Here is a 25835-nt window from a genome sequence, read left to right on the forward strand (position 1 = left end):
GCCCGCCGCAAGGGAACATCGCTGAACCTCTCGTTCCCATAAGAGCGCGTCTACTCTGGGGCCATGGACGCACTCGCAGGCCTTCTGGAGGGTCCACGCGCGCGTGGCGCCTTCATGATCCGGGCGTGCTTCGAACCGCCCTGGTCCCTCCGGATCGAGGACCGCGCCCCGCTCACCGTCATGCTGATGATCCGCGGTGAGTCCTGGATCACCCCCGACGCGGGCGAGCCCGTGCTGCTGCGGGCCGGCGACCTCGCCATCGCGCGCGGCCCCGACCCGTACACCTGCGCCGACGACCCCGCGACGCCGCCGATCGCGGTGATCCTGCCGGGGCAGAAGTGCGTCTACCCGGACGGGCGCTCGATGCGCGGCCACATGGACCTCGGCGTCCGCACCTGGGGACAGCGCCTCGACGGTTCCATGGTGATGCTGATCGGTACGTACCCGGTGCGGGGCGAGGTCAGCGGGCGGCTGCTCGACGCGCTGCCGCCGGTGCTGACGCTCACCTCCGACGTGTGGGAGTGCCCGCTGACCCCGCTGCTGACCGAGGAGATCGTGCGCGACGAACCCGGCCAGGAGGTGGTCCTCGACCGGCTGCTCGACCTGCTGGTCATCGCCGCGCTGCGGGCCTGGTTCTCGCGCCCGGAGGCCGCGGCGCCCACCTGGTACCGGGCGCTCGCCGACCCGGTCGTCGGCCGTGTGCTGCGGCTCGTCCAGGACGACCCGGCCCACCCCTGGACGGTCGCCTCCCTCGCGACGAAGGCCGGTGTCTCGCGGGCCGCGCTCGCCCGCCGCTTCAGCGAACTCGTCGGCGAGCCCCCGATGACGTACCTGACCGGCTGGCGCCTCGCCCTCGCCGCCGACCGGCTGCGCGACACCGACGACACCCTGGAGGCGATCGCCCGCCAGGTGGGCTACGGCAGCGCGTTCGCCCTGTCCAGCGCGTTCAAGCGGGTGCACGGGATCAGCCCGCAGGAGCACCGGACGCGGGCGGGCCGTCCTGCGATCGGCGTACCCTTCTGACCGTGGCCGAGTTGTACGTGGGGTCGTACGCCGAGTCGTCGCCGGGGCCGTACAGGGAGCGGGCGTCGCGGCTCGCCGGTGCGGTCGTGTGGACCCGTACCGCCGTGCCGGGTGACGCGGCGCCGGTACTGCCCGACGGCTGCATGGACCTGTTGTGGACCGAGGGCCGGCTGTTCGTGGCGGGGCCCGACACGCGTGCGTACGTGAGCGGGAGCGGGAGCGATGTTCCCGGATCTGGAGCTGGGGGTGCGCGGCGGTACGCGGGGGTCCGGTTCTTTCCCGGCAGCGCGCCCTCCTGTCTCGGAGTGCCCGCCCACGAACTGCGTGACCGGCGTGTCGACCTCGCGGAGCTGTGGGACGCGGGCCAGGTGCGGCGGCTCACCGAGCGGGTCGACGCGGCGGCCGATCCCGCCGCCGCGCTGGAGGCGGTGGCCGTACGGCGGGCGGCCGACGCCGAGCCGCCCGACCCGCGGCTGAGGGCCGTCGTCGCGGGGCTGTCCACGGGGTGGTCCGTCGCCTCCACGGCTCAGCGGGTGGGGTGGAGCGAGCGGCAGTTGCACCGGCGGGCGCTGGCCGCGTTCGGGTACGGGCCGAAGACCCTGGGGCGGGTGTTGCGCCTGCAGCGGGCGTTGGCGCTGGCGCGGGGTGGGGTGGGGGCGGCGGAGGTGGCGGTGGTCGCGGGGTACGCCGATCAGGCGCATCTGGCGCGGGATGTGCGGGAGTTGGCGGGGGTGCCGTTGGGGGTGCTGTTGCGGGCGCGGTGATCGGCTGCGGCCCGTTGGGGTGCTGGTCGCGCAGTTCCCCGCGCCCCTAAAAGATTGCGCCGTTCCCCGCGCCCCTATAGGCGAAGGGTTGCGCCGTTCCCCGCGCCCCTGAAGGTGAAGGGTTGCGCCGTTCTCCGCGCCCTTGAAGACAAAAGATTGCGCCGTTCCCCGCGCCCCTAAAAGATGCGCCGTTCCCCGGGCCCCCGGCAGGCCCGGCGGTTATGGGGTGTTGAGGTGGGCGAAGAGGTCCACGGCGTTGTCGTCCGGGTCGTGGATCACGGCGTAGCGCATGCCCCAGGGGGCGTCGAACGGCTTCAGTTCCGTCGTGTGGCCCGCGGCCAGCAGCGCTTCGTACGTGGTGTCGACGTCCGCGGGGCTGTCGCACAGGAAGGCCAGTGCGACCCGGCCGCCGGCCGTCGGGGGCCGCCAGTCGGGGTGGAACGAACGGATCGTGTCCTCGGTGTCGAGCGCGAAGCGCAGCCCGCCGGGCAGTTGTGCCTCGACGTGCGGCGCGCTCTCCGCGCCCTCGGGGAATTCCAGCCCCAGACGGCGGTAGAAGGCGAGCGACGCGGCCATGTCGGAGACGACGAGGCCGATGAGATCGAATCGTGGAGTCGGTGGAGTGGTGGGTGAAGTCATGGGACCACCGTAAGGATCGCGGTGGTCCCTGGTCTTGAAGGAATCGGACGTCCCACGGAGGTTGCCCCGGGGCTACTTCGTGTCGCGGTTGAACTGTGAGGTCGACCAGTAGTACCCGAGCGCCGCCAGTCCCAGGCACCAGGCCACCGCCAGCCACCCGTTGTGGCCGATCTCGGTGCCCAGCAGCAGACCGCGCAGGGTCTCGATGGCCGGGGTGAAGGGCTGGTACTCGGCGATCGGCTGGAACCAGCCCGGCATCGTGTCGGCCGGGATGAACGCGCTGGAGATGAGCGGCAGGAGGATCAGCGGCATGGCCATGTTGCCGGCCGCCTCGGCATTCGGGCTGGCCATGCCCATACCGACCGCGATCCAGGTCAGCGCCAGGGCGAACAGGGCGAGCAGCCCGAACGCCGCGAGCCATTCGAGGGCCGTGGCGTCGGTGGACCGGAAGCCGATGGCCACACCGACGGCCCCGACGAGGACCAGACTGGCGAGCACTTGCAGGACGCTGCCGACGACATGCCCGATGAACACCGATCCGCGGTGGATCGCCATCGTCCGGAAGCGGGCGATGATGCCCTCGTTCATGTCGGTCGCGACGGACACCGCGGCCCCGATCACGGTGCTGCCGATGGTCATCAGCAGGATGCCCGGGACGAGATAGGCGATGTACTCGGACCGGTCGGCGCCGCCGTCCCCGATCCCGGCGCTCATCACGTCGCCGAAGATGTAGACGAAGAGCAGGAGCAGCATCACCGGGGTGAGGAGCAGGTTCAGGGTGAGGGACGGGTAGCGCCGGGCGTGCAGGAGGTTGCGGCGCAGCATGGTGGCCGAGTCGCGGACGGCGAGGGAGAGGGTACTCATCGGACGTTCTCCTTGGGCTGGTCGCTCTGGCTGGGATTGCTGGGACGGCTGGGGACGTCGGCGGTGTCGCCGGTGCCGGACCCGGTGCTGGTGCTGCTGGTGAGGGCGAAGAAGACGTCGTCGAGGTCGGGGGTGTGCACGGTCAGTTCGTCGGCTTCGATGCCCGCGGCGTCGAGCCGGTCGAGGACGGCGCGCAGTTCACGCTGGCTGCCGTCGCTGGGGATCTGCAGGGCGAGTGCTTCGTCGTCGAGGGCGACGTCGTGCAGGGCGGCGGCAGCGGCCCGGTAGGCGTCCGGGTCGGCGAACCGCAGGCGGACGTGGCCGCCGGGGACGAGTCGCTTGAGTTCCTCGGCGCTTCCCTCGGCGGCGATGCGGCCGTCGTGGAGGACGGCGATGCGGTCGGCGAGCTGGTCGGCCTCTTCGAGGTATTGCGTGGTGAGGAAGACGGTGACGCCGCCGGTCACGAGCTCGCGGATGATCTGCCACATGGTGTGGCGGGAGCGGGGGTCGAGGCCGGTGGTGGGTTCGTCGAGGAAGATGATCCGCGGGCTGCCGACCAGGGTCATGGCGATGTCCAGTCGCCGCTTCATACCGCCGGAGTAGGCGGCGGCCGGCTTCTTGGCGGCCTCCACGAGGTCGAAGCGTTCGAGGAGTTCGGCGGCGACGCGCCGCCCCTCCTTCTTCGGCAGGTGGTGCAGGTCGGCCATGAGGAGCATGTTCTCCTCGCCGGTGATCAGCCCGTCGACCGCGGAGAACTGCCCGGTGACCCCGATTCCCGCCCGCACGGCCTGCGGTTCGGCATCGAGATCGTGGCCGCCGACGCGGATCGTGCCGGAGGCGGGGTCGGCGGAGACGAGGGTGGAGAGGATGTTGACGACGGTGGTCTTGCCGGCCCCGTTCGGGCCGAGCAGGGAGAAGATCGTTCCTTCCGGGACGACCAGGTCGATGCCGTCGAGCACGACCTTGTCGCCGTAGGACTTGCGCAGCCCGTGCGCCGCGATGGCCGGGTGGGTCATGAGGGATGCTCCTTCGAGAAGCGGGTCAGCTGGTCAGCGGGACGGCGATTCAGCAGGTCGGCGGGGCAACGGGTCAACGGGGCAACGGGTCAGCGGGTGAGCGATTCAGAGACTGCGGGCGGTGATGTCGCCGTAGGACGTGGTCGCGTGGATGTTCAGACCGGCGGCGCCGTCGGAGTTCTTGAGCGCGTTGTCGATCCGCCCGAAGGCGGTACCGGCGTCCAGGGAGGCGGAGACTCCGCGGGCGGCGCCGACCGACACCTCGCCGGCCTCGGTACGCAGGACGACCGTGCCGCGTACGGCCTCGGTGATGCGGATGTCGCCCTTCTGGACGCTGATCTCCGCCGGACCGCCGAGGCGGCCGACCGAGATGTCACCGGCGAGCAGGGTGAGGTGGGCCTGCGCGGTCTCGTCGAGCTTGACCGAGCCCCGCGCCCCCTCGAAGGTGACGTCGCCCAGCCGTCCGACGCCCCGGAACTCGCCGGCGGCCGTCTTCGCCTCGACACGGGAGCCGGCGGGCAGCTGGACGGTCACCTCGACGGACCCGGAGCTGCCGAGGATCCGGTTCTTCGCGGGTGCCGCCTCGATCCGCAGGACGCCGTCGCCGTAGGTGACCTCGATCTGCTCGGCCGCCTTCACGTCCCGGCTGTTCGAGGTGTTGGCGGGCAGGACCTCGACCGTGGTGTCGGCCCGGTCGGCGGCGATGAACCGGATGCGTCCCGCGGGGATGTCGAGGACGGCGGAGACCTGGGTGGCGGTGTCGAACTTCTGCGTCGTGAACTTCTGCATCGTGCTCTCCTCTGTGTGCTTGTCGCGTGCGGTTGTTCGGTCCGCGGGTTCGCTTCCCTTGTCGGTGCGCCCGTTCGGCGTTTCCGACATTGGAAAAGCTACGTTGCGTTCATAGATGCGGCAACAAGCTTGTTGCACTCCAGTGTCATAATTGCAGCTCAGGCGCCATATTTCGTTGCACTGAAACTGAATCTAACGCAACAAGCACCCCCGTGTTCGTTGCAATGTGCTTGGAGTGAACGCTATGCTCAGGGCGTCGGGACGACCGAGCACCACGAAGGGGACCGCGATGCCGGGAGGCAGGCTCACTCAGCAGGAACGCCAGCAGATCGCGCTGGGGCTGGCCGACGACCTCGCGTACGCGGAGATCGCCAGACGGCTCGACCGCCCGACCTCGACGATCACCCGCGAGGTCATGCGCAACGGCGGCCCCCTCTCCTACCGCGCCGACCTGGCCCACCGCGCCACCGAACACCGCGCCCACCGGCGCAGGGAGGCCGCGCCCCGAGGGCAGGAGGCGCTCCCGCAGGCCCACGGCCGTGACGCCGAGGCCGTACGCGAGTACGTGGAGGTGTTCACCACGCTCCTCATGCGGTCGGGCCTGCCCAAGATGACGTCCCGGGTGCTGGCGCACCTCTACACCACCGACGCGGGCAGCCTCACCGCGTCCGAACTCGTCCAGTTGCTCCAGGTCAGCCCCGCGTCCATCTCCAAGGCGGTCACGCTCCTGGAGAGCCAGGGCCTCATCCGGCGGGAGCGGGACGACCGCCGCCGCGAGCGCTATGTCGTCGACAACGACGTCTGGTACGACGGGATGATCGCCGCCGCCCGGTCCCACGCCCAACTTGCCGAGACCGCACGGCAGGGCGTCGGCATCCTCGGCCCCGACTCCCCGGCCGCCGCCCGGCTCGAAGGCATCGCCCGCTTCGTCGACTTCGTGGGCGAGGGGATGGCCCGTGCCGCGGAACAGGCGCGCGAGGTGCTGTACACGAAGCCAGAACAGCCCACCGAACCCACGCAGTAGAGACCTGGAGCCGTTTCCCCATGGCAGCACAGCGCACGACATCCCACCCCCGGGTCCTCGTGTACACACGCACCGCGGACTACCGCCACGACTCGATACCCGACGGCACAGCCGCCGTCCGGTCGCTGGGGGCCGAGCACGGCTTCACCGTCCACGCGACGGAGGATCCCGGTTTCTTCGACGTCCCCGTGGGCCCGTACGCGGCCGTCGTCTTCCTCTCCACCAGCGGTGACGTCCTGACATCCGCGGGCCGGGAGCACCTGGCTGCCTACGTCGAGGCGGGCGGCGGTTTCGTCGGGGTGCACGCGGCGGCCTGCACGGAGTACGACTGGCCCTACTACGGCGAGCTGCTCGGGGCCCGTTTCGCCCGGCACCCCGACCACCAGCCGGGCAGGGCCGTCGTGGAGGACCACGATCATCCGGCGACCCGGCATCTGCCCGCCGTCTGGGAGTTCACGGACGAGTGGTACGACTTCCGGACCAGCCCCCGGGGTTCGGTACGGGTACTCCTCTCCGCCGACGAGACCTCGTACGACGGAGGCGGCATGGGCAGCGACCACCCCCTGGCCTGGTGCCACCCCCAGGGCGCGGGCCGAGCCTTCTACACGGCATTGGGCCACGCCCCGGAGGCCTACAAGGACCCCAACTTCCGCACCCACCTCCTGGGCGCCATAACTTGGGCGGCCGCCTTCTAGAGGCCAAGGGAAGAGCCCCGAAAGGGGCGCGGGGAACGGCGCGCTCCACCACAACGAACCCGCACTTGGCATCGGCCCCCGCACCGGGCTTTTGAGGGGCGCGGGGAACGGCGCGGCCAGCCACAGCGAACCCGCACCCCTCAACACCCCGCCGTACTCCCACGTACAACCAACCGCGTGGACAACTCCGTCCGCGTCCCCTCCGGCTGCTCCCCAGCCATCATCCGCACCAGTAAGCGCAGCGCAACCGCCGCCATCTCGGAAACCGGCTGCCGCACAGTGGTCAGCGCGGGCGACGCCCACCGCGCCTCGGGCAGGTCGTCGAACCCCACCACACTGACATCGCCCGGCACGGACAACCCCCGCTCCGCGAGGGCGCGATACGCACCGAGCGCCATCCGGTCCGAGCACACGAACACGGCCGTGGGCGGCTCCGGCAGATCGAGCAGCTCCAGCATCCTGTGATACGCGGAGCCCTCGTCGAGGCCGCCGTACCGCAGGTACTCGGACCGGTGCCGCACCCCCGCCGCCGCGAGCGCCGAACGGTACCCCGCGACACGCGCGCCGCCGCACGTCCTGCGGCGGTGCCCCGCGATGACGGCGACCCGTTCGTGGCCGAGCGAGAGCAGATGCTCCGTGGCGAGCACCCCACCGTGCCAGTTCGCCCCGCCGACCGAGACGACACCCGCCGGCGGTTCGAGCGCCGGGTCGATCAGCACGAAGGGAATGCGGTGCTGCTCCAGCCACGCGTACTGGGACGCGGTCAGTTCGGCGAGGTCGAACAGCACCCCGGACGAGCCGCGGGCGGCGAGCTTGTCCAGCCAGCCGCGCTCCGGACGGTCGCCCCGGGTCCGGGTCAGCCCCGCCGTGACCACCACCTCAAGGCCCGCGTCCTGCGCGGCCTCCTCCACCCCGTGCAGGACCGCGCCGGCCCAGGAGCTCTCCAGCGAGTGCACGACGAGGTCGACAAGCCCGGGCGACTTCGCCGCGTCGAACCGGGGTCTGCGCACGTAGCCGAGCCGGTCGAGGGCCTCCGTGACCCGGCGGCGGGTCTCCGGCGCCACGTCCTCGCGGCCGTTGACCACCTTCGAGGCCGTGGGTACGGACACCCCTGCCTCGCGGGCGACGACCGCGAGGGTCGGCCCCGCCACGCTCCCGGTACGCACCATGGAGCCCACCTCTCCGGCCCCGTCCCGAGGGCCCGCGAAAGTTTCGGGTAGAAAGCGCTTCCTACACTGGTCCCTACAGTAAGGCCGCCCGAACTCGCCGTGGAAGAGCGGGTACTCGGTGGAATTCGCCGGAGCCGAAAGTCTCGAAATGCCGGACATGCAGGTCGTGAGCGCTTCGAGAGCGCTGCGTGAGTGCTTGAGAGGCAGTCCGACAAGGATGCCGCGTGTCAGGCGACACGTCCGCCTTCGCCGCCCGGGGCTGCGGAACGGGCGGGTTCTGTGATGCGCTGGAAGCGCGGTTCGCGGACACGGTTCGTCGTGGCGAGGAGGGGTTCGGATGACTGAGGGACCTGAGGTAGCTGAGGGGCCTGAGGAAGCTGAGGGGCCTGAGGTGGCCGAGGGGTCTTTCAGGGCCGAGGATCCCGTGGTGGGCACCCCGTACGGGGCGGTGCGAGGCCGCTACGAGGCCGGCCTCGCCGTCTTCCGCGGCATCCCCTACGCGGCCCCGCCCTTCGGCCCCCGCCGCTTCCGGCCGCCCGTCCCGCCCGAGCCCTGGGCCGGGGTGCGCGACGCGGGCGCGTTCGGGCCGACGCCGCCCAAACCGCCGTACTCCGAGGCCTTCGCGAAGCTGCTCTCCGACCCGGTCGTACCGGGCGACGACTGCCTGAACCTGAACGTGTGGACGCCGGAACCGGGTCCGGGCGCCCGTCTCCCGGTCATGGTGTGGATCCACGGCGGAGCGCTGACCCGGGGCTCGTCCGCGATCCCGGTGTACGACGGCCGGTCCTTCGCCCGGGACGGCGTGGTGTTCGTGTCCTTCAACTACCGCCTGGGAGTGGAGGGGTTCGGCCTCTTCCCGGACGCCCCCGCCAACCCGGGCCTGCGCGACCAGCTCGCCGCACTGGAGTGGGTACGGGACTCGATCGCGGAGTTCGGCGGCGACCCGGACCGGGTGACCGTCTTCGGTGAGTCCGCCGGGGCGATCAGCATCGGGGCGCTGCTGGCGAGCCCGCGCGCCCAGGGGCTGTTCCGGCGGGCGGTGCTGCAGAGCGGGGCGCCCGAGGTGACGGAACGGGACAAGGTGCGGCGCATGGTGCGGCGGATGGCCGCCCGGCTGAGGGTGCCGGCGACGGCCCGGGCGTTCGCCGCCGTCGACCGCGGCGCCCTGGCCGCGGCGCAGGCGGAGGCGGGCCGCCGGGCGAGTCCGGTCGTCGGCGGGCCCGCGTTCGGCATCGTCGTCGACGGTGATCTGGTGCCGCGCGATCCGCTGGAGGCGCTGATCGAGGGCGGGGCCGCACCGGACGTGGAGCTGCTTGTGGGCTGGACGAGTGAGGAGTACCGGCTGTGGCTCGCGCCGACCGGCCTCCTCGAACGCCTCGACCGGCTCGGCCCGGTCGCCCTGACGGCGGCGAGGGCCCGCTGCCGCTGCGGTCCGGAGGTGCCGCGCGGCTACCGGCTGGCCCGTCCCGGAGTGAGCACCGCCGACCTGGTGGGGCAGCTGGTCACCGACCACCTTCTCCGCGTGCCGCTGCACCGGCTCGCCGACGCCCGCCGGGCGCGCTCGCACGTGTACGAGTTCGCCTGGCCGTCGAACGTGCCCGGTCTCGGCGCCTGCCACGCCCTGGAACTGGGCTTCGTCTTCGACACGATCGACGCACCCGAGGCGGCGAAGCTCGCGGGGCCCGGGGCGCCGCGGGCCCTCGCCGACGAGATGCACTCGGCGTGGGTACGGTTCGCCGTCACGGGCGACCCGGGCTGGCCCGCCTGGGACGACACACATCCGGTACGGGTCTTCGGCTCGGACGGCCCCGAGGTCGTACGGGGCCCCCGGGACCGGGAAATGGCCCTGTGGGAGCCCGATTCCCGGCTCCCCGCCAAGCCCGAACGCGACCGGCTACCACCCGGCCCGAGCACGACACCAACAACGCCGACACGCCGCCTCCGCAGGCCGGGCGGCATGCGAAGGGTCTGAACACTCACCCGGATCCGCGCAAGCAGGCCCCGGGCCGCGCCCACACCCCGCCCCGGGGCTAGCGCCGCTTGGAGGTGGGTGGGCGGCGGGTGAGGACCAGGGGGGTTGTGTCCGTGATGGCGACCGTGTGTTCCGAGTGGGCCGTGCGGGAGCCGTCGGCTGAGCGGATCGTCCAGCCGTCCGGGTCGTACACGATCTTGTCGGTGCCGGCGGCGAACCACGGCTCGATCGCGATCGTCAGACCGGGACGCAGCTTCCAGCCGCGGCCGGGACGGCCGTCGTTCGGGATGTGCAGCTCCTCGTGCATCGTGCGGCCGATGCCGTGACCGCCGAATTCGAGGTTGACCGGGTAGCCGTACTCGGCGGCGACCCCGCCGATGGCCGCCGAGATGTCCCCGAGCCTGTTGCCCGGCAGGGCGACCGCGATGGCGGCCTCCAGGGCGACCTCGGTGGCCTCGATCAGCCGCAGGTCCTCCGCGGCCGGGGTGCCGACGATGACGGACAGCGCCGAGTCCGCGGCCCAGCCGTCGATCATCACCGCCATGTCCATGGTCAGCAGATCCCCGTCGCGCAGCTTGTAGCTGTGCGGCAGCCCGTGCAGCACGGCGTCGTTGACCGAGAGGCACACCACGTTGCGGAACGGGCCCTTGCCGAACGAGGGCTCGTAGTCCCAGTAGCAGGACTCCGCGCCGCGCTCCTTGATGCGGCGGCGGGCGTGATGCTCCAGATCCAGCAGGTTGACCCCCACCGCCGCGAGGTCACCGAGTTCGCCCAGCACCTGACCGAGGAACTGTCCGGTGACGTGCATGCGCTCGATGTCTGCGGGAGATTTGTGCTCGATCACTGCGTTCCTCGATTCCCCGGGGCGGCCGACCGGTATATTTATACCAGAGGCCGGGATGGTTGCCCGCCGGACGCCACCGCCTCTAGCATGTGCGGATGGTCCGCCATCCGCTCGCCCCCGAACAGATCGAGGCGGGTCGACGTCTCGGAGCCGCACTGCGCTCCGCCCGGGCCGGACGCAGCCCCGTCGAAGTCGCCGCGGCGGCGGAGATCTCGCCGGAGACCCTTCGCAAGATCGAGACCGGCCGCATGCCGACGCCCGCGTTCGGCACCATCGTCCGCCTCAGTGAGGTACTGGGCGTACCCCTGCCGGAGCTGGCCAGTATCTGGCGCACCGATCCCGCCCTGAGCGCGGCCTCCTGATCCCAGCGGTCTCCCTGATCCCAGCGGTCCCGTAGACACGCCTTCGCCCCGCTCACGCGGTGGTGAGCGGGGCGAGGACTTCAGCCGTGCCGGTCAGGTGAGGTCAGGGGGTCAGGGCAGGGTCCATTTCTGGTTGGCGTTGGTGTGGCACGTCCACAGGTGGACGGCCGTTCCGTCGTTCCAGGTGCCGCCGGAGGCGTCCATGCATTTGCCGGACTGCGGGTTGCGGACCGTGCCGTCGGACTGGGGCGTCCAGGTCTGGGCGCCGGAGCCGTTGCACGTCCACAGCTGGATCTTCGTACCGTCGGCGTTGCCTCCGCCGCTCACGTCCAGGCACTTGCCCAGGGCCCGCAGTGTGCCGTCGCCCTGGACCGTCCACCTCTGCGCGGCGGAACTGTTGCAGGTCCAGATCTGCACCTTCGTACCGTCGGCGGTCTGCGCGTTGTCGATGTCCAGGCACTTGCCGTTGACGCCCTTCACCTCGCCCGTGCGCGGACCCGGCTCCTGGCCGCCCGCGCGCTTGACGCGGATGTTGCGGAAGGACACGTCGTCGCCGTCACCGTGGTTCTGGAGGCCGATGTGCCCCTGCCGCAGGCTCCGTACGGGGTCGGTGTTGGTGAAGTCGTTGACCTTGCGGCCGTTGAGGAAGATCTCCAACCGCTCACCGGTGACCCGGAGTTCGTACGTGTTCCACTCGCCCGGCGGGTTCAGTGCGGCGTCCCGTGCGGCGATGTCCGCGGACTTGAAGCCGTAGACGGAACCCGTGGTGCGGTCCACGGTGTCGGTCGCGTCGATCTGGATCTCGTACCCGTTGTTCACCGCCGACCACGGGTCGTCGGAGGCCGGGAAGCCGATGAAGATCCCGGAGTTGTCGTCCCCGGCCATCCGCCAGTCGAGCTTGAGGGAGTAGTCACCGGTGAACTCCTGGGCGTTGTACCAGAACAGGCCCATCCCGCCCACGGAGGTGAGCGTGCCGTCCGCGAGGCTGAACTGCCCGGGACCGGCCTGCTTCCAGCCGGTGGTGGACGAGCCGTTGAACAGAGACGTGTAGCCGGTCTCCGGGCGGCAGTCGGCGTCGGTCATCCCGGCGGCCCAGCGGATACCGCCGAGGAGGTGGCGCCGGAACGCGGGGTCGGCGTACGACTCGGCGGTGTGCCCGCCGCCCGTGTAGAAGGACCGGCCGCCCTGGTAGTCCTTGCACCAGGCGATCGGGTGGTCGCCGGACATGTTCCCGCCCGAGTAGCTGGACTCGTCGAGCGAGGCCAGGACACGGGCGGTGGTACGGGGATTGGTGCGGTAGTTGTACCACTCGTCGGTGCGCTGCCAGGTGCTGCCCAGATGGGCGGTGGCGTCGTGCGCCCGGTCCTCCACCTTGACCGTGGCGGACTGGATCGCCGGATGCGAGTGGAAGAGCGCGCCCGCCAGGCCCTCGTAGAAGGGCCAGTCGTACTCGGTGTCGGCGGCGGCGTGGATGCCGACGTAACCGCCGCCGCCCTGGACGTAACTCTCGAAGGCCGTCTGCTGGGCCGCGTTCAGCACGTCACCCGTCGTCGACAGGAAGACGACGCTCTTGTACTGGGCGAGGTTGCCGGTCGTGAAGGCCGCGGCGTCCTCGGTCGCGTCGACCGTGAAGTTGTTCGCGCCGCCGAGGCCGCGCAGGGCCGCGATGCCCTCGTCGATCGAGTCGTGGCGGAAGCCCGCCGTCTTGGAGAAGACGAGGATCTTGTACGCCGGGTCGGCCGCCGCGAGCGGTCGTGCTTCGAGCGGTCGTGCTCCGGCGGTGACGGACTGACCGGCGGCCCCGGGCAGCGCCGAGGCCTGCGGGGTCAGACAGAGCGCGGCGCCCACGAACAGGCCGAGGACGGCTTTCACACAGGTGTGCACAGAAATACGCATGGTCGGTCTCCTCCCTCCTACGGCAGGGTCCATTTCTGGTTGGCTTGGGTGTGGCAGGTCCACAGGTGGACGGCGGTTCCGTCGTTCCAGGTGCCGCCTGAGGCGTCCAGGCACTTGCCGGACTGGGGGTTGCGGACGGTGCCGTCGGACTGGGCGGCCCAGGTCTGGGCGCCGGAGCCGTTGCAGGTCCACAGCTGGACCTTCGTACCGTCGGCGCTCGCTCCGCCGGAGATGTCCAGGCACTTGCCGAGCGCCTTGAGCGTGCCGTCGCCTCCGACGGTCCACTTCTGGGCGGCGGACCCGTTGCAGGTCCAGATCTGGACCTTCGTACCGTCGGTGGTCTGGGCGTTGTCGATGTCCAGGCACTTGCCGCCCACGCCCTTCACTTCGCCCGTGCGGGCGGCGCCGCCGGAGGTGGTGAAGGAGAACTCGTCCAGGTCGAAGAGCGCGCCGCTGCCGCCCTTGAAGACGAGGTGGAGGGAGGTGGAGCCGGTGGGCTGGTTGCTCAGTGCGGTCGTCACGTCCTGGAAGGTCTCCCAGCCGCCGGTCACCGGCACGGTCGCCGTACCGAGCAGGGTGCCGGTCGTGGAACCGGCGCGGACCTCGATGGTGCCGCCCGCGCCCGCCGAGGAGACCCGGGCGGTGAACCGCGTCGCGTTGCCGAGGGCGTACGGGGTGAAGGAGACCCAGTCGTTGTTCTCGATGTTGCCGACGGTCTTCCCGCCGTGCGCGGGACCGTGGGAGATGACGTCGACGCCCGAGGAGGCGTTGTAGTGCTCGCCCTGCCGGTGGCTGGGCTGGACGACGTGCTGGTCGTGCGCGGTCAGCGCGGGCTGGCCGGCGGCGCCCTTGTCGGTGTACTCGGCGTCGAGCACGCCGAAGATGTTGGCGTTGGGATCGTGCTCGCCGTCCGCCAGGGTCTGCAGCGTCCCCGTGCACCCGGTGGTCGAGGTCTGCGGATGGCCGTGGCTGTCGTGTCCGACGATGAAGGTGACCTTCACCTTGGAGCAGTCGATCGTGCCGTCCTCGGGGTCCGTCACCGTCACCTTGAACGGGATGGCGTCACCGAAGTCGTGGATGCTGCCGTCCAGGGGCAGGTCGAGCTTCACCGTGGGCGCGGTGTTGCCCACCGTGATCTGCACGGAGGCGCTCGCGGACTTGCCGGTGCTGTCCGTGACGGTCAGCGTCGCCGTGTACTGGCCGTTGCCGGAGTAGGTGTGGGAGGGGTTGGCGGCGGTCGAGGTGGAGCCGTCGCCGAAGTTCCAGGCGTAGCTCAGGGCGTCGCCGTCCGGGTCGGTGCTGCCCGCCGAGGAGAACGCGACGGCCAGCGGCGCCTTGCCCGAGGTGACGTTCGCCTTCGCCTGCGCGGTCGGGGCGAGCCCGCCCGTGACGTGCTCGATGCGGTACAGCGCGGAGTTCGCGTCACCGTTGAAGTAGCCGGTGCCGTAGTCGAGGACGTACAGGGCGCCGTCGGGGCCGAAGGCCATGTCCATCACCTGGGTGCCGGTCCAGGGGAAGGAGTTGATGGACTGCACGGTGCCGTCGCCGCCGGCCTCGACGCGCTTGATCCAGCGGCGGCCGAACTCCCCGGCGAAGAAGTCCCCGTCGTACTCCTGCGGGAACTTCACCTCGGAGGTGGAGGCGGCGTCGTAACGGTAGACCGGGCCGCCCATCGGGGACTCCGAGCCGTTGCCGAACTCCGGGACGGACCCGCCGTCGTACGGGATCCACGCGGGCTGGGCCGGAGGCAGGCTGGTGAGACCGGTGTTGTTCGGCGAATTGTTGCTGGGCGCCGCGCAGTTGAAGGCGGAGCCGGAGGCGCCGGTGGCGAAGTTGTAGTCGATGTAGGCGTCGTTCTTGCCGGTGCAGTACGGCCAGCCGAAGTTGCCGGCCTTGGTGATCCGGTTGAACTCCACCTGCCCGCCCGGCCCGCGCGTGGGGCTGGCGGTGCCGGCGTCGGGACCGTAGTCGCCGAGGTAGACGATGCCGGTGGCCTTGTCGACGCTCATCCGGAAGGGGTTGCGGAAGCCCATCGCGTAGATCTCGGGCCGGGTCTTCGCGGTCCCGGAGGGGAAGAGGTTGCCGCTCGGGATGGAGTACGACCCGTCCGCGTTGACCTTGATCCGCAGGACCTTGCCCCGCAGGTCGTTGGTGTTGCCGGCCGAACGCTGGGCGTCGAAGGCGGGGTTGCGGGTGGCGCGCTCGTCGATCGGGGTGTAGCTGTCCGAGGCGAACGGGTTGGTGTCGTCGCCGGTGGACAGGTACAGGTTCCCCGCCGCGTCGAAGTCGATGTCGCCGCCGACGTGGCAGCACAGGCCGCGCGAGGCCGGTACATCGAGGATCTTCTTCTCGCTCGCGAGATCGAGGGTGCCGTCGGTCTTCAGCACGAACCGGGACAGCCGGTTGACGCCGTCGAAGGGGGCGAAGTCGGCGGCGCCGCCGTCGGAGGGGGCGTCACCGGCCGGAGTGCTGAGCGTGGGCGCGTAGTACAGGAAGATCTGCCGGTTGGAGGCGAAGCCCGGGTCCACGGCGACGCCCTGCAGCCCCTCCTCGTCATGGCTGTAGACGTTCAGCTTGCCCGCGACGGAGGTGGTGCCCGCCGCGTTCGTCAGCCGGAGCGTGCCGTCCCGGGAGGTGTGCAGGACCGAGCGGTCCGGCAGCACCGCGAGGGTCATCGGCTCGCCCGTCTCGGCCACGCCCTTGGCGAGCGTGACCTGCTGGAACTCGACGGCTGCCGCCTTCGGTGCGGCCGCCTTGGGTTCGCCGCCCGGGTCCGCCGGTCGCGCGGCGGCCGGGGAGATGGGCAGCAGACAGCCGACGGCACAGGCCACGGCGGTCAGCAGGTATCGGACACGTCTGTGTCCGAGCGGTTTCGTGCGCACAGAGGTCTCCCAAAGTGGGGTGGGATGACGACAGTCCTCACCGGACTGCCAAGCGGTGCACAGGCGCGCGCCGTCGCGCCGTCGTGACCGGTCGCAGCGCTATGACCGGTTCATTTCAAGGAAGTTAGCGAGCTTTGTCGAACGCCGTAACCCATCGGGCAGAAGTTCCCGACACTTTTTCCCCACCGAGGACAAAGTGGGGCCGGAGCGATGATCCGTAGAGTCTGCGGGTAACTCACGGACACATGAGGAGACCCGAGTGCACCCGATGGCGATCGAGCAGAACTTCCGGATGCGGGCGGGCCGGTTCCAGAGCTGGGGGATCGGACTGCTGATCGCCGCTTCCCTGTTCTGGATCTACGCGGCCTGGCAGGTGTTCACGCCGTACGAGTCCACGTACAACAAGGTGGACTGCCCTGCGCCGTTCACCTCCGAGCGCAGGGACCTCTACGTCGACGATTCCAACGGCTGGGTGCACGAGGACGCGCTGAGATGCGCTTCCGACCGTGACTGGCCCGAACCGCTGGCGGCCCTGGTGATGTCCGTGCCGCTCTCGGCGATAGGAAGCGCGCTGCTGACGGCCGGCACGGTCAGCGTCCGACTGCGCGTACACGACAGGGAAATGCACGAGGCGCAGAACTGAGGGGGTGCGGTACGCGCGGGCGCGGGGGTGCCTCGCGCCCCACACGCCGGCCCGAGCTGAGCGCCGGTCGGTCCGGTCCGAGGGGCAGGGGCGGCGCTAGGACTGATTGTCCGAGGGGCAGGGGTGTCGCTAGGACGGATCGAGGGTGTCGGCGATTGTCGTGATCGCCCGCGGTCCCACTCGGCAGCAGCCCCCGATCAGCCGTGCCCCGGCCCGCGCCCAGCCGACGACCTGCGTCGGCGCGAACGTGGAGTGCCCCCGCCAGGCACGCGCCCCCGCGTCCCAGGTCTCCCCGCTGTTCGGATAGACGACGACCGGTTTGCCGGTGACCCGTACCGCGGTCGCCACCGCGGCGTCCACGTCCTCGGGAGCGCAGCAGTTGACGCCGACCGCGATCACCTCGTCGGCGTCGGCGGCCACCGCGAAGGCCTCCTCCAGCGGCTGCCCGGCCCGCGTCCGGTCACCGGCGACGCTGTACGACAGCCACGCCGGTACGCCGAGTCCACGCACCGCCCGCAGCAGCGCCCGCGCCTCGTCGACGTCCGGCACGGTCTCCAGGGCCAGGACATCGGGGCGGGCCCCGGCCAGCACCTCCACCCGGGGCCGGTGGAAGCGCTCCAGCTCGGCCACGCTCAGCCCGTACCGCCCCCGGTACTCGGAGCCGTCCGCGAGCATCGCCCCGTACGGGCCCACCGACGCCGCCACCCACAGCGGCCCGCGCGCGCCCTTCGCCCCGGCCTGCCGGGCGGCCTCCCGCGCGAGTCCGACGCTCAACTCCAGGAGTTCGGCCGCACGCTCCGCGGAGATGCCGCGGCGGGCGAAGCCCTCGAAGGTCGCCTGGTAGCTGGACGTGATCGCGACGTTCGCGCCGGCCTCGAAGTAGGCGAGATGCGCTTCGGTGATCGCCTCGGGCCGCTCCACGAGCAGCCGCGCCGACCACAGCTCGTCACTCAGGTCGTGTCCGGCGGCCCGGAGCTGATTGGACAGACCGCCGTCGAGGACGACGACGCCGGAGCGGGCACCGGAAGCGGTGGCGAGGACTTCGGCGAGAGGGCGGCCCGCGCCGGGAGAGCTGTCGCTGGTCATACGTCGACGCTAGCCGAAGCGCGCCCGAACCCCCGCCGCTGAAAGAGGCACCTTCCAGGGTCATCGCATGCGTGCACCCGCGCCCACTCCGTGCAGCTCGCCGAAGAGGTACACGAGGTCTTCCGATCGCCGCTGCAACGGGTCGAGTTCGACGCCGACCGCCTCCGGCGACAGGCCCGGCCCCGGTGAGGTCCGGCGGCACGCGGTCGGTTGTAATGCCGGGGTGGAGACGTGGTGGTGGGATGCGTTGCCGGTGTCGGTGCGGGAGCGCGTCGACGAGTTCGTGCTGAGCGATCGGCGGCTGCAGGCGATCCAGGCGGTGATGGAGGCGGTACGGGGTCAGTGGGAGGGCGTCCAGGCGCCGCGTCCTGGGCTGCACGAATGCGACCGCGTGGTGATGGCCCGCTACCAGGCTCTGGCCGACCGGATCGTCCGGCGGCCCGAGCCACCGAGGGACGCGGAGTCGCTGGCCGCCCGCATCGGCGAACTGCCCGGGAGGCTCGTCGCGGTCGAGGCCATCTGGGACGGGGACACCAGCGGCTGGTTCGTGGTGCTCGTCGCTGTCCTGGACGGACCGCCGAGCGAGGTCGATCTGGCCATGATCCGGCACGGCTCGGATCTCCGTGTCTTCAACGGACAGGTACCACCCTGGCCGGAGGCGGTGGAGGCGCAGACGACCGGCACCGCTCTGGCCGCCCGCTTCGGCGTACCCTTCCACTTCGCGAGCCCGGACGCCCCCGACGACGAGGCACCCCGCTGGCGGCCCACTCCCTGACGGCCGCGGCGCGGCGGCGTCGCCCCGGCAGGCGGGAAGTCCGGCGCGGCGCAGTTCCCGGCACACCGCGTCAGCCACTCTGTGGCGCTCGGCGATGACGTCCGGCTCCGCGTGGGGCGGCAGGTGGAATCCGTGTTCGTTCGCGGTCAACTCAGGTCCGGCCAGTTCAAAAGGCTCTGCAGTGTGGTGCGGTCGCCCTCGGTTCGGAGGGTGTCCAGGGGGAGGCGGCCGTGCAGGGTGAGCAGCAGCTCGCTCGCGGAGCCGTGGAGGGCGGCGTCCGTTTCGTGGCGGTCGTCGGGGACGAGACGCGATCCCGACTCCGTCACGTCGATCACCCATGACCGGCCCTCGGTCGCGTGCAGGGCGATGCGGATCGGATGGTGTGACCAGGGGCCGGCCGTTCCGTGGCTGACGCCGATGAACTCGGCTATGCCGTCGAGTGCCACAACCTCCGGTACGGGCAGGGGAGTTCCCGTCGCCAGTTGGGCGTCGAAGGCGTGGACAGCGGCCTCCTGGACCTGATGGCGTGCCACGGCTCCGCTGTTCTGCGGGACGTCGGAGTCGCCCCACCAGGTCCAGCAGTCCACCGCGGGACCCGCGGCCCGCAGTGCGGCGATCAGCTCCTCGGTGGCCGCGGCCGAACGGGTCAGGAGATGATCAGGACCAGCAGGTCTTCGAAGGCAGCTGTCTGGGTCATCCCCGTTTCCTATCACCCGCCACTGACAGCGGCCCCTGGACAGCCCATTCCCCCTGACCCGCCGTCACCGGGTCCGCGGCCGGCCCCGGCACACGCTCTTCCGGATCGCTCCCGTCCGACCCGTTGACCTCCTCGTAACACGCCCTTACCTTTTCGGCGTTCGGGATGACAGATGTTGTGCGAAATGCCGAACATTTCTGTTCGCTTTTGTGTCCCCCCACCCCGAAACCCGGGGCCACCCGAAGGAGCGTGCCTGAGATGAGACGCCTGTACGCCGTACTCCTCGCCCTCTGTCTGGCCCTCGCCGGTGCCCTCGTCACCGCCGGCCCGGCCCAGGCCGCCGCCCAGACCATCGCGAACGGCACGCAGTTCACCGACACCGGCGGCAGCCCGGTGCACGCCCACCACGGCGGAGTCGTCAAGGTCGGCTCGTACTACTACTGGTTCGGGGAGAACCGGAACTCCGACAACACCTTCCGGTACGTGGACGCCTACCGCTCCACGGATCTGAAGAACTGGGAGTTCCGCAACCACGTCCTGACCGAGGCGAGCGCCCCGGAGCTGGCGACCGCGAACATCGAGCGGCCCAAGGTCATGTACAACGCGTCCACCGGCAAGTTCGTGATGTGGATGCACAAGGAGAACGGCGTCGACTACGGCGAGGCCCGCGCGGCGGTCGCCGTGTCGGACACGGTCGACGGCAACTACACCTGGCAGGGCAGTTTCCGCCCGCTCGGCACGCACATGTCCCGTGACATCACGGTGTTCGTCGACACGGACGGCGCGGGCTACATGGTCTCGGCCGCCCGCGAGAACTACGACCTGCACATCTACCGGCTGACCGCCGACTACACCGGAATTGCCAGTCTGGTCGCCGACCCCTGGCACGGCGGCCACCGCGAGGCACCCGCGCTCTTCAAGCGCAACGGCGTCTATTTCATGCTGACTTCGGGCGCCACGGGCTGGAACGCCAACCAGCAGCAGTACGCCACGGCGACCTCGATCGCCGGGCCCTGGACCGCGATGGCGAACGTCGGCGACTCGACGACGTACAACTCGCAGACCGCGTACGTCCTTCCCGTGCAGGGGAGTTCGGGGACCTCCTACCTCTACATGGGTGACCGCTGGGGCAACTCCTTCGGCGGTACGGTCAACGACTCCCGTTACGTCTGGCTGCCGTTGGGCTTTCCCAGCTCGACCACGATGTCCATGTCCTGGTCGCCGGAGGTCACCGTCGACACGGCCACCGGGACCGTCGCCGGGACGAGTGCCACGTACAACTCGCTGATCGCCCGCCACTCCGCCAAGTGCGCCGACGTGACCAGCCAGTCGCTGTGGACCGGCGCCCAGATCAAGCAGTACACCTGCAACGGCGGCACCAACCAGAAGTACTGGTTCAAGTCGGTCGGCAGCGGCTACTACCAGCTGGCGGTGCGGGGCAGCTCCCTGTGCGTGCAGGAGAACGTGAGCACCGTCACACAGGAGAACTGCAGCGGTTCGGCGACCGCCCAGCAGTGGTCGCTCACCACCACCGGCTCCTATGTGACCGTCAGGTCCCGCGCCACCGGCGAGTGCCTGGACGTGAACGGCGCGTCCACCGCGGACTCCGCCGCGCTCATCACGTACACCTGCAACGGCGCGACCAACCAGCAGTGGACGAGAGGGACATGAGAACCGCGACGATCACCTTGCTGGCCGGGCTCACCCTCGCCTCGGCCCTGTCCCTCACCCCGGCCCAGGCTCACAGCCAGCAATCCAGGCTTGGGCTGGAGAACTGCGCCGCCGACGCCTGCCACTTCGATGTCCCGCCCGGCACCTATGACGTACGGGTACGGCTCGGCGGTGCGGACGCGGCGCGTACCGGTATCACCGGCGAGACCCGGCGCACCCTGCTCGCCGAGACGCCCACCGGGGCGGGCGAGCCCGTGACCCGCAGCTTCACCGTGAACGTCCGTACCCCCGAGGGCGAGCCCACCGGCCCGGACGGCACCGCCGGGCTGGACCTGTTCGTCGGCGGCTCGGCGCCCGCGCTCGCCGGCATCCGCGTCACCCCGGCGGCCGGTCGGCACACCCGGCAGATCTTCCTCGTCGGCGACTCCACGGTCTGCGACCAGCCCGGCGACCCCTACTCAGGCTGGGGCCAGCAGCTCCCGCAGTACCTCCGCAAGGGCGCCTCCGTCGCCAACTACGCGGATTCGGGGGAGAGTACGGTCACCTATCTCGCCGATCCGCGGCTCTTCGCGACCGTCCAGCCGCTCATCCGCAAGGACGACCTGGTCCTCATCCAGCTCGCCCACAACGACAAGCAGACGGACGAGCCGACGTACCGCGCGAATCTCGAAACGCTCGTCGCGGGCGTACGGGAAGAGGGTGGACGTCCGGTTCTGGTCACTCCCATCGTCCGTCGCTGGTTCAACGGCGACGGCACACTGAACAACGGCACAGCCTTGCTGGTGAACGGCCTCGGGGTGGACCACCCGGCCGTCACCCGCTCGGTCGCCGCGGCCCACGACGTCCCCCTCATCGACCTCACGACCAGGACAAAGGACCTGGTGGAGGGGCTGGGCGTCGAGGGCTCCAAGGCGCTGTACCTCTACGACGAGAAGCGCGACAACACCCACACATCGACGCGGGGCGCGACGGCGTACGCGGGAATCGTCCGCGACGAACTCCTTGCGCAAGGCCTGGTGCCCGAGCGCCTTGTGAGGTGAGCTTGACGCCTGGGGCGTCCCGACCGGAACCGGGGCGCCTCAGGTGTACATCCGTGGGGCAGCCCCACGGATGTACACGCCCGGCAGCCCGGTACGCCCAGTGCGTCCGGTACGCCCGGTGCGACCGGGAAAGTCATAGAGGTTGCGTTGCACGGGGGAGGCGACCGGCGCCTCACCGGGGGCCGGAGGGTCGGAGCGTCAGAGGGTTGGAACGCTTCGGTCGGTGCCGAAGCGTTCCGGTCCTAGCGTGGTGTCATGGCTTCCACCTTTGCCTCACTCCACCACCCCGACGCCGGCGCCCCGCTGCTCCTCCCCAACGCCTGGGACCACGCCTCGGCGGCGGCCCTGGCCGCGCAGGGCTTCGCGGCGATCGGCACGACCAGTCTGGGCGTCGCCGCCGCCGCGGGCCTGCGCGACGGTTCGGCGGCGACCCGCGACGCGTCGCTGGCGTTGGCCCTGGTGCTGGGCCAGGGTCCCTTCCTCCTCTCGGTGGACGCCGAGGGCGGCTTCAGCGACGATCCGGCCGAGGTCGCCGAGGTGGCCCGCGAACTCGCCGCCGTCGGGGCGGTCGGCATCAACCTGGAGGACGGCCGCCCCGACGGCACCCTCACCGCCGTCGAACTCCACGCGGCGAAGATCAGCGCGGTGAAGGACGCCGTGCCGGGGCTCTTCGTCAACGCCCGCACGGACACTCACTGGTTGGGCGACGGCAACGGCGACGGACACGGTGGCGGGCGCGGGTGCGGGTGCGGGTGCGAGACGATCCGTCGTCTCGACGCCTACCAACTGGCGGGCGCCGACGGTGTGTTCGTCCCCGGGCTCGGCGACCCCGCCCGGATCGCCGCCCTGGTGAAGGCCCTCGACGTGCCCCTCAACATCCTCTACTCGCCCACCGGGCCGACCGTTCCCGAACTCGCCGAACTGGGGGTGCGCCGGATCAGCCTCGGGTCCCTCCTCTACCGGCGTGCCCTGGGAGCGGCCCTGGAGACGGCCGCGCTGGTCAGGGCGGGGCTGCCCGTCGAGGGGGCCGCGCCGACGCCGACCTACGGCGAGGTGCAGGCGCTGGTTCCGCCCGGACCCACCCCGTCCGAGGGGGCTTCCTGGTAGCGTTGATGCTTTCGTGGGTATAAGGCTCTGTGGACTCCGACCGGCGAGGGACCCAGGAATCATGGACATCCCCGGTAGCACCGGCAACACGGGTGGGAAGCGACTGGCCGCGGCCGTCGTGATGCGCAAGGGCCTCGTCCTGCTGGTGCGCCGCAGCGAGACCGAGCGGTTCCTGCCCCGGGTGTGGGGCGTGCCCTGCGGGAAGCTGGAGCCCGGCGAAAGCCCCGAGGACGGTGTGCTGCGGGAGCTCAAGGAGGAGACCGGGCTGCTCGGCGAGGTCGTCCGGAAGGTCGGCGAATCGTCCTTCATGAGCGAGTACCGCGGGCAGGAGATCAAGAACTGGCAGGACAACTTCCTGGTCAGGCCGCTCTCCCGGCACATCACCCTCCCCGAGCCGGACCAGGACCACCGCTGGCTGAGCCCGGACGAGCTGCACACCGTCGACATCGACGAGTACAACATCGACATCGTGCGTCAGGCCCTGGCCGGGTCTCCCGACCCCACCAGCTCTCCCGACGCCACCGAATCCGCCGACGCCACCGGCTCCGCGCACCTCACGAACTTCTGAGCAGCTTCGCCAGCGCGTCGAGTTCGCCCAGGTAGTCGTCCACGTCCATCGGTACCTTCGGTACGGCCCCCGGGTGGGGCCCCGCCGCCGTGAACACGTCGGTGTGTTGCCGCCGTCCGTTACCCGTCTCCAGGAAGAGCGTCACCGTCGGCTCCGCCGTGTCGCACCACGCCCGGTGCAGGGTGTGCGCGGGCAGGGCGTAGGTGCTGCCCGCCGCGTACTCCGCGACCTGGGTGAGCTGCAGCCGGGCCGGGCCCGTGGGCTCCAGCAGCCAGTCGGCCGAACCGTCCGCCAGGGACTCCAGATAGCGGTCCGCCTCGACCCCGCCGTCACCGCGGGGCGCGTACAGCTCCATCGCCAGCCGCCCCCGTACGACCTTGGAGGCGAGCGGGGAACGGTGGTTGTGGATGTCCTCCTTGCCGATCGCGCCGCGCCCCGGATGCCACAGATGGGCGCGCAGCATGTGGTGCGGGCCGTCGTCGATGAGCAGGAGCTTGTCGAAGCCGAGGACGTGGCGGTACGAGAGCCGGGCGCAGCCGTGCGGATCGCCCTCACCGGAGGCCAGCTCGGCGATCAGCTCCAACAGGCGGTCGGGGGAGCCCAGTTCGGCCACCACCGAGCGGGCCGCCGACAGCAGTTCATGCTCGGGCAGGTCGCCGTGGAGTGTCTCGGCCAGCAACTGCCGTGCCGCCAGGGCCTGTCGGCCGCCCATGCATGTTCCTCCCGGCTCAGCCGTTCGCTTGGTGGATCAACGGTTGGTACATCCATACGGCATGCGACCGCAGTGCCGAAAGGCCTTGATAGGTCATCCACATGGGGCGGCGCAGCTCGTTCGTGTCGTCGCGCACCCAGGTCCATATGCCGTCGCTCTGCCCGGCGTACACCGCGCTCACCGCGCCGTTCAGCCGCTCGCGCCACTCCTCCTCCATGCCGTCCTCGCGCGCGACGGCGCGGGCGCCGGGGGTGAGCAGGGCGCGGACGACCCAGGAGGCCGTGAAGTGCCGTACGTTCAGGACCTCGTGTCGGGTCGGGTCGTCGGTGCGCGGCCTGCGTACGTCCTCGCGGAGGTTGGAGAGGTCCAGGCAGGCGTCGTGCGGGGCGTCCGGGCAGGCCAGCAGCCAGCGCACGCCGTCCTCGCGGGCGGCGCACGCGTTGACGCTCTCGCTGCCCAGGACGCGGGCCGCGCGGTCCAGGGCGACCACCGCCTGGGCCGTGTGCAGCGGGGACGGCGGCCCGTGGAGGGGCGCGAGCCGGTATCCCCAGCAGCGGTGGTGCCCGCGGCGGGGATCGGTGACCGCGCCCTCGACGAGGGCGTCGCGCAGCGGGGGCAGCACCGCGGAGTCGGGCGCCGCGCGCAGCAGGCCGCGCATCACGGTCGTCAGGACGTGGGTCAACTCGCGCCCGGTGCGGTCCAGTTCATGGGTGAAGCGCGCCTCGCAGTGCGCCACCTCCTCGGCGAGCCGCTCCTTGGAGGCGCCGGCCCTTGCCAGCGCGCCCAGCACCAGGGCGGTCACCTCCGGGCGGGCCTGGGAGCCCTGCGTACGGGCCGACCAGCCGCCGTCCGGCAGGCGCAGCCGCCACAGCGTGTCGATCAGATCGCCCGCGCCGACCCGCCCCTCGGGCATCCCCAGGTCGAGCATGATGTGCAGGCCGTACGCGGTGCCCATGGAGGTGGGCTGGCCCGGGCCGCTCTCACCGAGGGAGTGCGGCCAGCCGGTGAGGCGTCCGCGTACGGGGTCGTCGACGACGCAGATCTGTTCGGCGAGGGTGCCGTAAGCGGCGGAGAAGAGGTCGGGCAGCGGCCCGGGCCCCGGGAGGGCGGACCCGGACGCGGTCAACCGGGCAGTTGGAGCAGGTGTGTTGTTCTCGCTCCTGACCTGGAGCAGTGCCGCCGAGAGCCAGGCCGCGAGGGCCGTGCCGAGCCCGCTGACCACGGCGATGGAGTAACGCGCCGTCTGGCCACCGATGTTGTCCGGCAGGACACCCACCAGGGACTGGAACACGGCGTAGCCCGCGGCGGCGGCGCCGAGTCCGCCCAGCCAGCGGACGAGACGGGCGGGACGCGGCCCGTGCGGTATGTGCGGCTCGGGATCCGGTCTCAACGGGCCGCGACGGAGCTGCGGTTGGGACAAGGTCCGCTCCCTCCCCCCAAGGCGGCACGTGGCACCTGCGAAGCTTCCAGTCTAAGTGGTGGGCGGGACGCGTGGGGTCGCTCCGGGGGGCGCCGGGGCGGACAGCGAGCGCTGGGCCCGCAGTTGTGGGCGGGCGCGTTCGCGAGCCGTGACCGCCACGTCCTCGACGGTCTACGG

General features: G+C 71.1%; 23 protein-coding genes and 1 pseudogene. 12 read left to right on the forward strand and 12 right to left on the reverse strand.

Annotated features, from left to right (window positions below; genetic code table 11):
• Positions 1 to 63 precede the first annotated feature (63 nt).
• Together IE278_RS09550 and IE278_RS09555 are read left to right on the forward strand one after the other, a co-directional pair.
• A complete protein-coding gene (locus tag IE278_RS09550) occupies positions 64 to 1023 on the forward strand; it encodes an AraC family transcriptional regulator (RefSeq protein WP_189770716.1) in 960 nt (319 codons plus the stop codon).
• A gap of 2 nt (positions 1024 to 1025) precedes the next feature.
• Positions 1026 to 1787: a helix-turn-helix domain-containing protein gene (locus IE278_RS09555; protein WP_246570212.1), complete on the forward strand. Its 762-nt coding sequence runs from the start codon at positions 1026 to 1028 to the stop codon at positions 1785 to 1787.
• Between the two features lie 219 nt (positions 1788 to 2006).
• On the opposite strand, the gene IE278_RS09560 is transcribed toward IE278_RS09555, so the two are convergent.
• The 4 genes from IE278_RS09560 to IE278_RS09575 all read right to left on the reverse strand — a co-directional run bounded on the left by IE278_RS09560 (position 2007) and on the right by IE278_RS09575 (position 5095).
• Positions 2007 to 2426, reverse strand: a complete 420-nt coding sequence (locus IE278_RS09560; RefSeq protein ID WP_189770718.1) for a VOC family protein — start codon at positions 2424 to 2426, stop codon at positions 2007 to 2009.
• A gap of 72 nt (positions 2427 to 2498) precedes the next feature.
• Positions 2499 to 3290, reverse strand: coding sequence for an ABC transporter permease (locus tag IE278_RS09565; protein WP_189770720.1), 792 nt, complete (start codon positions 3288 to 3290; stop codon positions 2499 to 2501).
• A complete protein-coding gene (locus tag IE278_RS09570; protein ID WP_189770722.1) occupies positions 3287 to 4306 on the reverse strand; it encodes an ATP-binding cassette domain-containing protein in 1020 nt (339 codons plus the stop codon). Before IE278_RS09570 ends, IE278_RS09565 begins: the two co-directional genes overlap by 4 nt.
• A gap of 105 nt (positions 4307 to 4411) precedes the next feature.
• The gene (locus IE278_RS09575) at positions 4412 to 5095 is read right to left on the reverse strand and encodes a DUF4097 family beta strand repeat-containing protein (RefSeq protein WP_189770724.1); all 684 of its coding nucleotides are present in this window, start codon (positions 5093 to 5095) and stop codon (positions 4412 to 4414) included.
• Between the two features lie 289 nt (positions 5096 to 5384).
• Here IE278_RS09575 and IE278_RS09580 point away from each other — a divergent pair, with 289 nt between their 5' ends.
• Positions 5385 to 6119, forward strand: a complete 735-nt coding sequence (locus IE278_RS09580) for a GbsR/MarR family transcriptional regulator (RefSeq protein WP_189770725.1) — start codon at positions 5385 to 5387, stop codon at positions 6117 to 6119.
• 20 nt (positions 6120 to 6139) lie between these two features.
• Entirely contained in the window at positions 6140 to 6814 is a 675-nt protein-coding gene (locus tag IE278_RS09585) for a ThuA domain-containing protein (RefSeq protein ID WP_189770727.1), read from the forward strand.
• 140 nt (positions 6815 to 6954) lie between these two features.
• Here IE278_RS09585 and IE278_RS09590 read toward each other — a convergent pair whose 3' ends face one another.
• Positions 6955 to 7983, reverse strand: a complete 1029-nt coding sequence (locus IE278_RS09590) for a LacI family DNA-binding transcriptional regulator (RefSeq protein ID WP_189770730.1) — start codon at positions 7981 to 7983, stop codon at positions 6955 to 6957.
• A 337-nt stretch (positions 7984 to 8320) separates the two neighbouring features.
• Between IE278_RS09590 and IE278_RS09595 the strand changes: the two genes are divergently transcribed.
• On the forward strand, positions 8321 to 9955 hold the full coding sequence (locus tag IE278_RS09595) for a carboxylesterase/lipase family protein (protein WP_189770731.1): 1635 nt from the start codon (positions 8321 to 8323) through the stop codon (positions 9953 to 9955).
• A 58-nt stretch (positions 9956 to 10013) separates the two neighbouring features.
• Here the strand turns inward: IE278_RS09595 and map are convergent, their stop codons facing one another.
• The gene (gene map, locus IE278_RS09600) at positions 10014 to 10799 is read right to left on the reverse strand and encodes a type I methionyl aminopeptidase (protein ID WP_189770733.1); all 786 of its coding nucleotides are present in this window, start codon (positions 10797 to 10799) and stop codon (positions 10014 to 10016) included.
• A 95-nt stretch (positions 10800 to 10894) separates the two neighbouring features.
• Here map and IE278_RS09605 point away from each other — a divergent pair, with 95 nt between their 5' ends.
• A complete protein-coding gene (locus IE278_RS09605) occupies positions 10895 to 11161 on the forward strand; it encodes a helix-turn-helix domain-containing protein (RefSeq protein ID WP_189770735.1) in 267 nt (88 codons plus the stop codon).
• A 111-nt stretch (positions 11162 to 11272) separates the two neighbouring features.
• Here IE278_RS09605 and IE278_RS09610 read toward each other — a convergent pair whose 3' ends face one another.
• Both IE278_RS09610 and IE278_RS09615 read right to left on the reverse strand, forming a co-directional pair.
• Positions 11273 to 13057 (reverse strand): ThuA domain-containing protein, encoded by a 1785-nt coding sequence (locus IE278_RS09610; RefSeq protein ID WP_189770737.1) that lies wholly within the window; start codon positions 13055 to 13057, stop codon positions 11273 to 11275.
• Positions 13058 to 13074: 17 nt separating this feature from the next.
• Complete coding sequence (locus tag IE278_RS09615; RefSeq protein WP_189770739.1) at positions 13075 to 15939, reverse strand: PQQ-dependent sugar dehydrogenase; 2865 nt, start codon at positions 15937 to 15939, stop codon at positions 13075 to 13077.
• 259 nt (positions 15940 to 16198) lie between these two features.
• Here IE278_RS09615 and IE278_RS09620 point away from each other — a divergent pair, with 259 nt between their 5' ends.
• On the forward strand, positions 16199 to 16582 hold the full coding sequence (locus tag IE278_RS09620) for a hypothetical protein (protein WP_189770741.1): 384 nt from the start codon (positions 16199 to 16201) through the stop codon (positions 16580 to 16582).
• Positions 16583 to 16711: 129 nt separating this feature from the next.
• On the opposite strand, the gene mmuM is transcribed toward IE278_RS09620, so the two are convergent.
• Positions 16712 to 17668 (reverse strand): homocysteine S-methyltransferase, encoded by a 957-nt coding sequence (gene mmuM, locus IE278_RS09625; protein ID WP_189770742.1) that lies wholly within the window; start codon positions 17666 to 17668, stop codon positions 16712 to 16714.
• Positions 17669 to 17891: 223 nt separating this feature from the next.
• On the opposite strand from mmuM, the gene IE278_RS09630 reads away from it, so the two are divergent.
• The gene (locus IE278_RS09630) at positions 17892 to 18443 is read left to right on the forward strand and encodes a hypothetical protein (RefSeq protein WP_189770744.1); all 552 of its coding nucleotides are present in this window, start codon (positions 17892 to 17894) and stop codon (positions 18441 to 18443) included.
• A 146-nt stretch (positions 18444 to 18589) separates the two neighbouring features.
• Here IE278_RS09630 and IE278_RS09635 read toward each other — a convergent pair whose 3' ends face one another.
• Complete coding sequence (locus IE278_RS09635; protein WP_189770746.1) at positions 18590 to 19156, reverse strand: maleylpyruvate isomerase N-terminal domain-containing protein; 567 nt, start codon at positions 19154 to 19156, stop codon at positions 18590 to 18592.
• Between the two features lie 242 nt (positions 19157 to 19398).
• Between IE278_RS09635 and IE278_RS09640 the strand changes: the two genes are divergently transcribed.
• The 4 genes and pseudogenes from IE278_RS09640 to IE278_RS09655 form a co-directional block, all read left to right on the forward strand.
• Positions 19399 to 20811 carry an RICIN domain-containing protein gene (locus IE278_RS09640; RefSeq protein WP_189770749.1) on the forward strand — a complete coding sequence of 471 codons (1413 nt, stop codon included), beginning with the start codon at positions 19399 to 19401 and terminating at the stop codon, positions 20809 to 20811.
• The gene (locus IE278_RS09645) at positions 20808 to 21851 is read left to right on the forward strand and encodes a rhamnogalacturonan acetylesterase (RefSeq protein WP_189770751.1); all 1044 of its coding nucleotides are present in this window, start codon (positions 20808 to 20810) and stop codon (positions 21849 to 21851) included. The genes IE278_RS09640 and IE278_RS09645 overlap by 4 nt, the downstream gene beginning before the upstream one ends.
• Before the next feature lie 255 nt (positions 21852 to 22106).
• Positions 22107 to 22958: an isocitrate lyase/PEP mutase family protein gene (locus IE278_RS09650; RefSeq protein ID WP_189770752.1), complete on the forward strand. Its 852-nt coding sequence runs from the start codon at positions 22107 to 22109 to the stop codon at positions 22956 to 22958.
• A gap of 61 nt (positions 22959 to 23019) precedes the next feature.
• Positions 23020 to 23445 (forward strand): annotated as a pseudogene (locus tag IE278_RS09655) (NUDIX hydrolase); the annotation flags it as partial.
• Positions 23446 to 23512: 67 nt separating this feature from the next.
• On the opposite strand, the gene IE278_RS09660 reads toward IE278_RS09655, so the two are convergent.
• Entirely contained in the window at positions 23513 to 24238 is a 726-nt protein-coding gene (locus IE278_RS09660; RefSeq protein ID WP_189770754.1) for a hypothetical protein, read from the reverse strand.
• A 16-nt stretch (positions 24239 to 24254) separates the two neighbouring features.
• Positions 24255 to 25658, reverse strand: a complete 1404-nt coding sequence (locus IE278_RS09665) for a prenyltransferase/squalene oxidase repeat-containing protein (protein WP_246570214.1) — start codon at positions 25656 to 25658, stop codon at positions 24255 to 24257.
• Positions 25659 to 25835: the final 177 nt, after the last annotated feature.

The organism is Streptomyces tauricus (assembly GCF_014650955.1).
GTDB lineage: Bacteria > Actinomycetota > Actinomycetes > Streptomycetales > Streptomycetaceae > Streptomyces > Streptomyces tauricus.

Bases quoted from the DNA above. Each gene is read 5' to 3' on its own strand.
- mmuM (WP_189770742.1), bottom strand. From the start codon at position 17,668: ATGACCAGCGACAGCTCTCCCGGCGCGGGCCGCCCTCTCGCCGAAGTC.
- IE278_RS09585 (WP_189770727.1), top strand. From the start codon at position 6,140: ATGGCAGCACAGCGCACGACATCCCACCCCCGGGTCCTCGTGTACACA.
- IE278_RS09610 (WP_189770737.1), bottom strand. From the start codon at position 13,057: ATGCGTATTTCTGTGCACACCTGTGTGAAAGCCGTCCTCGGCCTGTTC.
- IE278_RS09645 (WP_189770751.1), top strand. From the start codon at position 20,808: ATGAGAACCGCGACGATCACCTTGCTGGCCGGGCTCACCCTCGCCTCG.
- IE278_RS09575 (WP_189770724.1), bottom strand. From the start codon at position 5,095: ATGCAGAAGTTCACGACGCAGAAGTTCGACACCGCCACCCAGGTCTCC.
- IE278_RS09570 (WP_189770722.1), bottom strand. From the start codon at position 4,306: ATGACCCACCCGGCCATCGCGGCGCACGGGCTGCGCAAGTCCTACGGC.
- IE278_RS09640 (WP_189770749.1), top strand. From the start codon at position 19,399: ATGAGACGCCTGTACGCCGTACTCCTCGCCCTCTGTCTGGCCCTCGCC.
- IE278_RS09595 (WP_189770731.1), top strand. From the start codon at position 8,321: ATGACTGAGGGACCTGAGGTAGCTGAGGGGCCTGAGGAAGCTGAGGGG.
- IE278_RS09660 (WP_189770754.1), bottom strand. From the start codon at position 24,238: ATGGGCGGCCGACAGGCCCTGGCGGCACGGCAGTTGCTGGCCGAGACA.
- IE278_RS09580 (WP_189770725.1), top strand. From the start codon at position 5,385: ATGCCGGGAGGCAGGCTCACTCAGCAGGAACGCCAGCAGATCGCGCTG.
- IE278_RS09650 (WP_189770752.1), top strand. From the start codon at position 22,107: ATGGCTTCCACCTTTGCCTCACTCCACCACCCCGACGCCGGCGCCCCG.
- IE278_RS09565 (WP_189770720.1), bottom strand. From the start codon at position 3,290: ATGAGTACCCTCTCCCTCGCCGTCCGCGACTCGGCCACCATGCTGCGC.
- IE278_RS09560 (WP_189770718.1), bottom strand. From the start codon at position 2,426: ATGACTTCACCCACCACTCCACCGACTCCACGATTCGATCTCATCGGC.
- IE278_RS09590 (WP_189770730.1), bottom strand. From the start codon at position 7,983: ATGGTGCGTACCGGGAGCGTGGCGGGGCCGACCCTCGCGGTCGTCGCC.
- IE278_RS09605 (WP_189770735.1), top strand. From the start codon at position 10,895: ATGGTCCGCCATCCGCTCGCCCCCGAACAGATCGAGGCGGGTCGACGT.
- IE278_RS09550 (WP_189770716.1), top strand. From the start codon at position 64: ATGGACGCACTCGCAGGCCTTCTGGAGGGTCCACGCGCGCGTGGCGCC.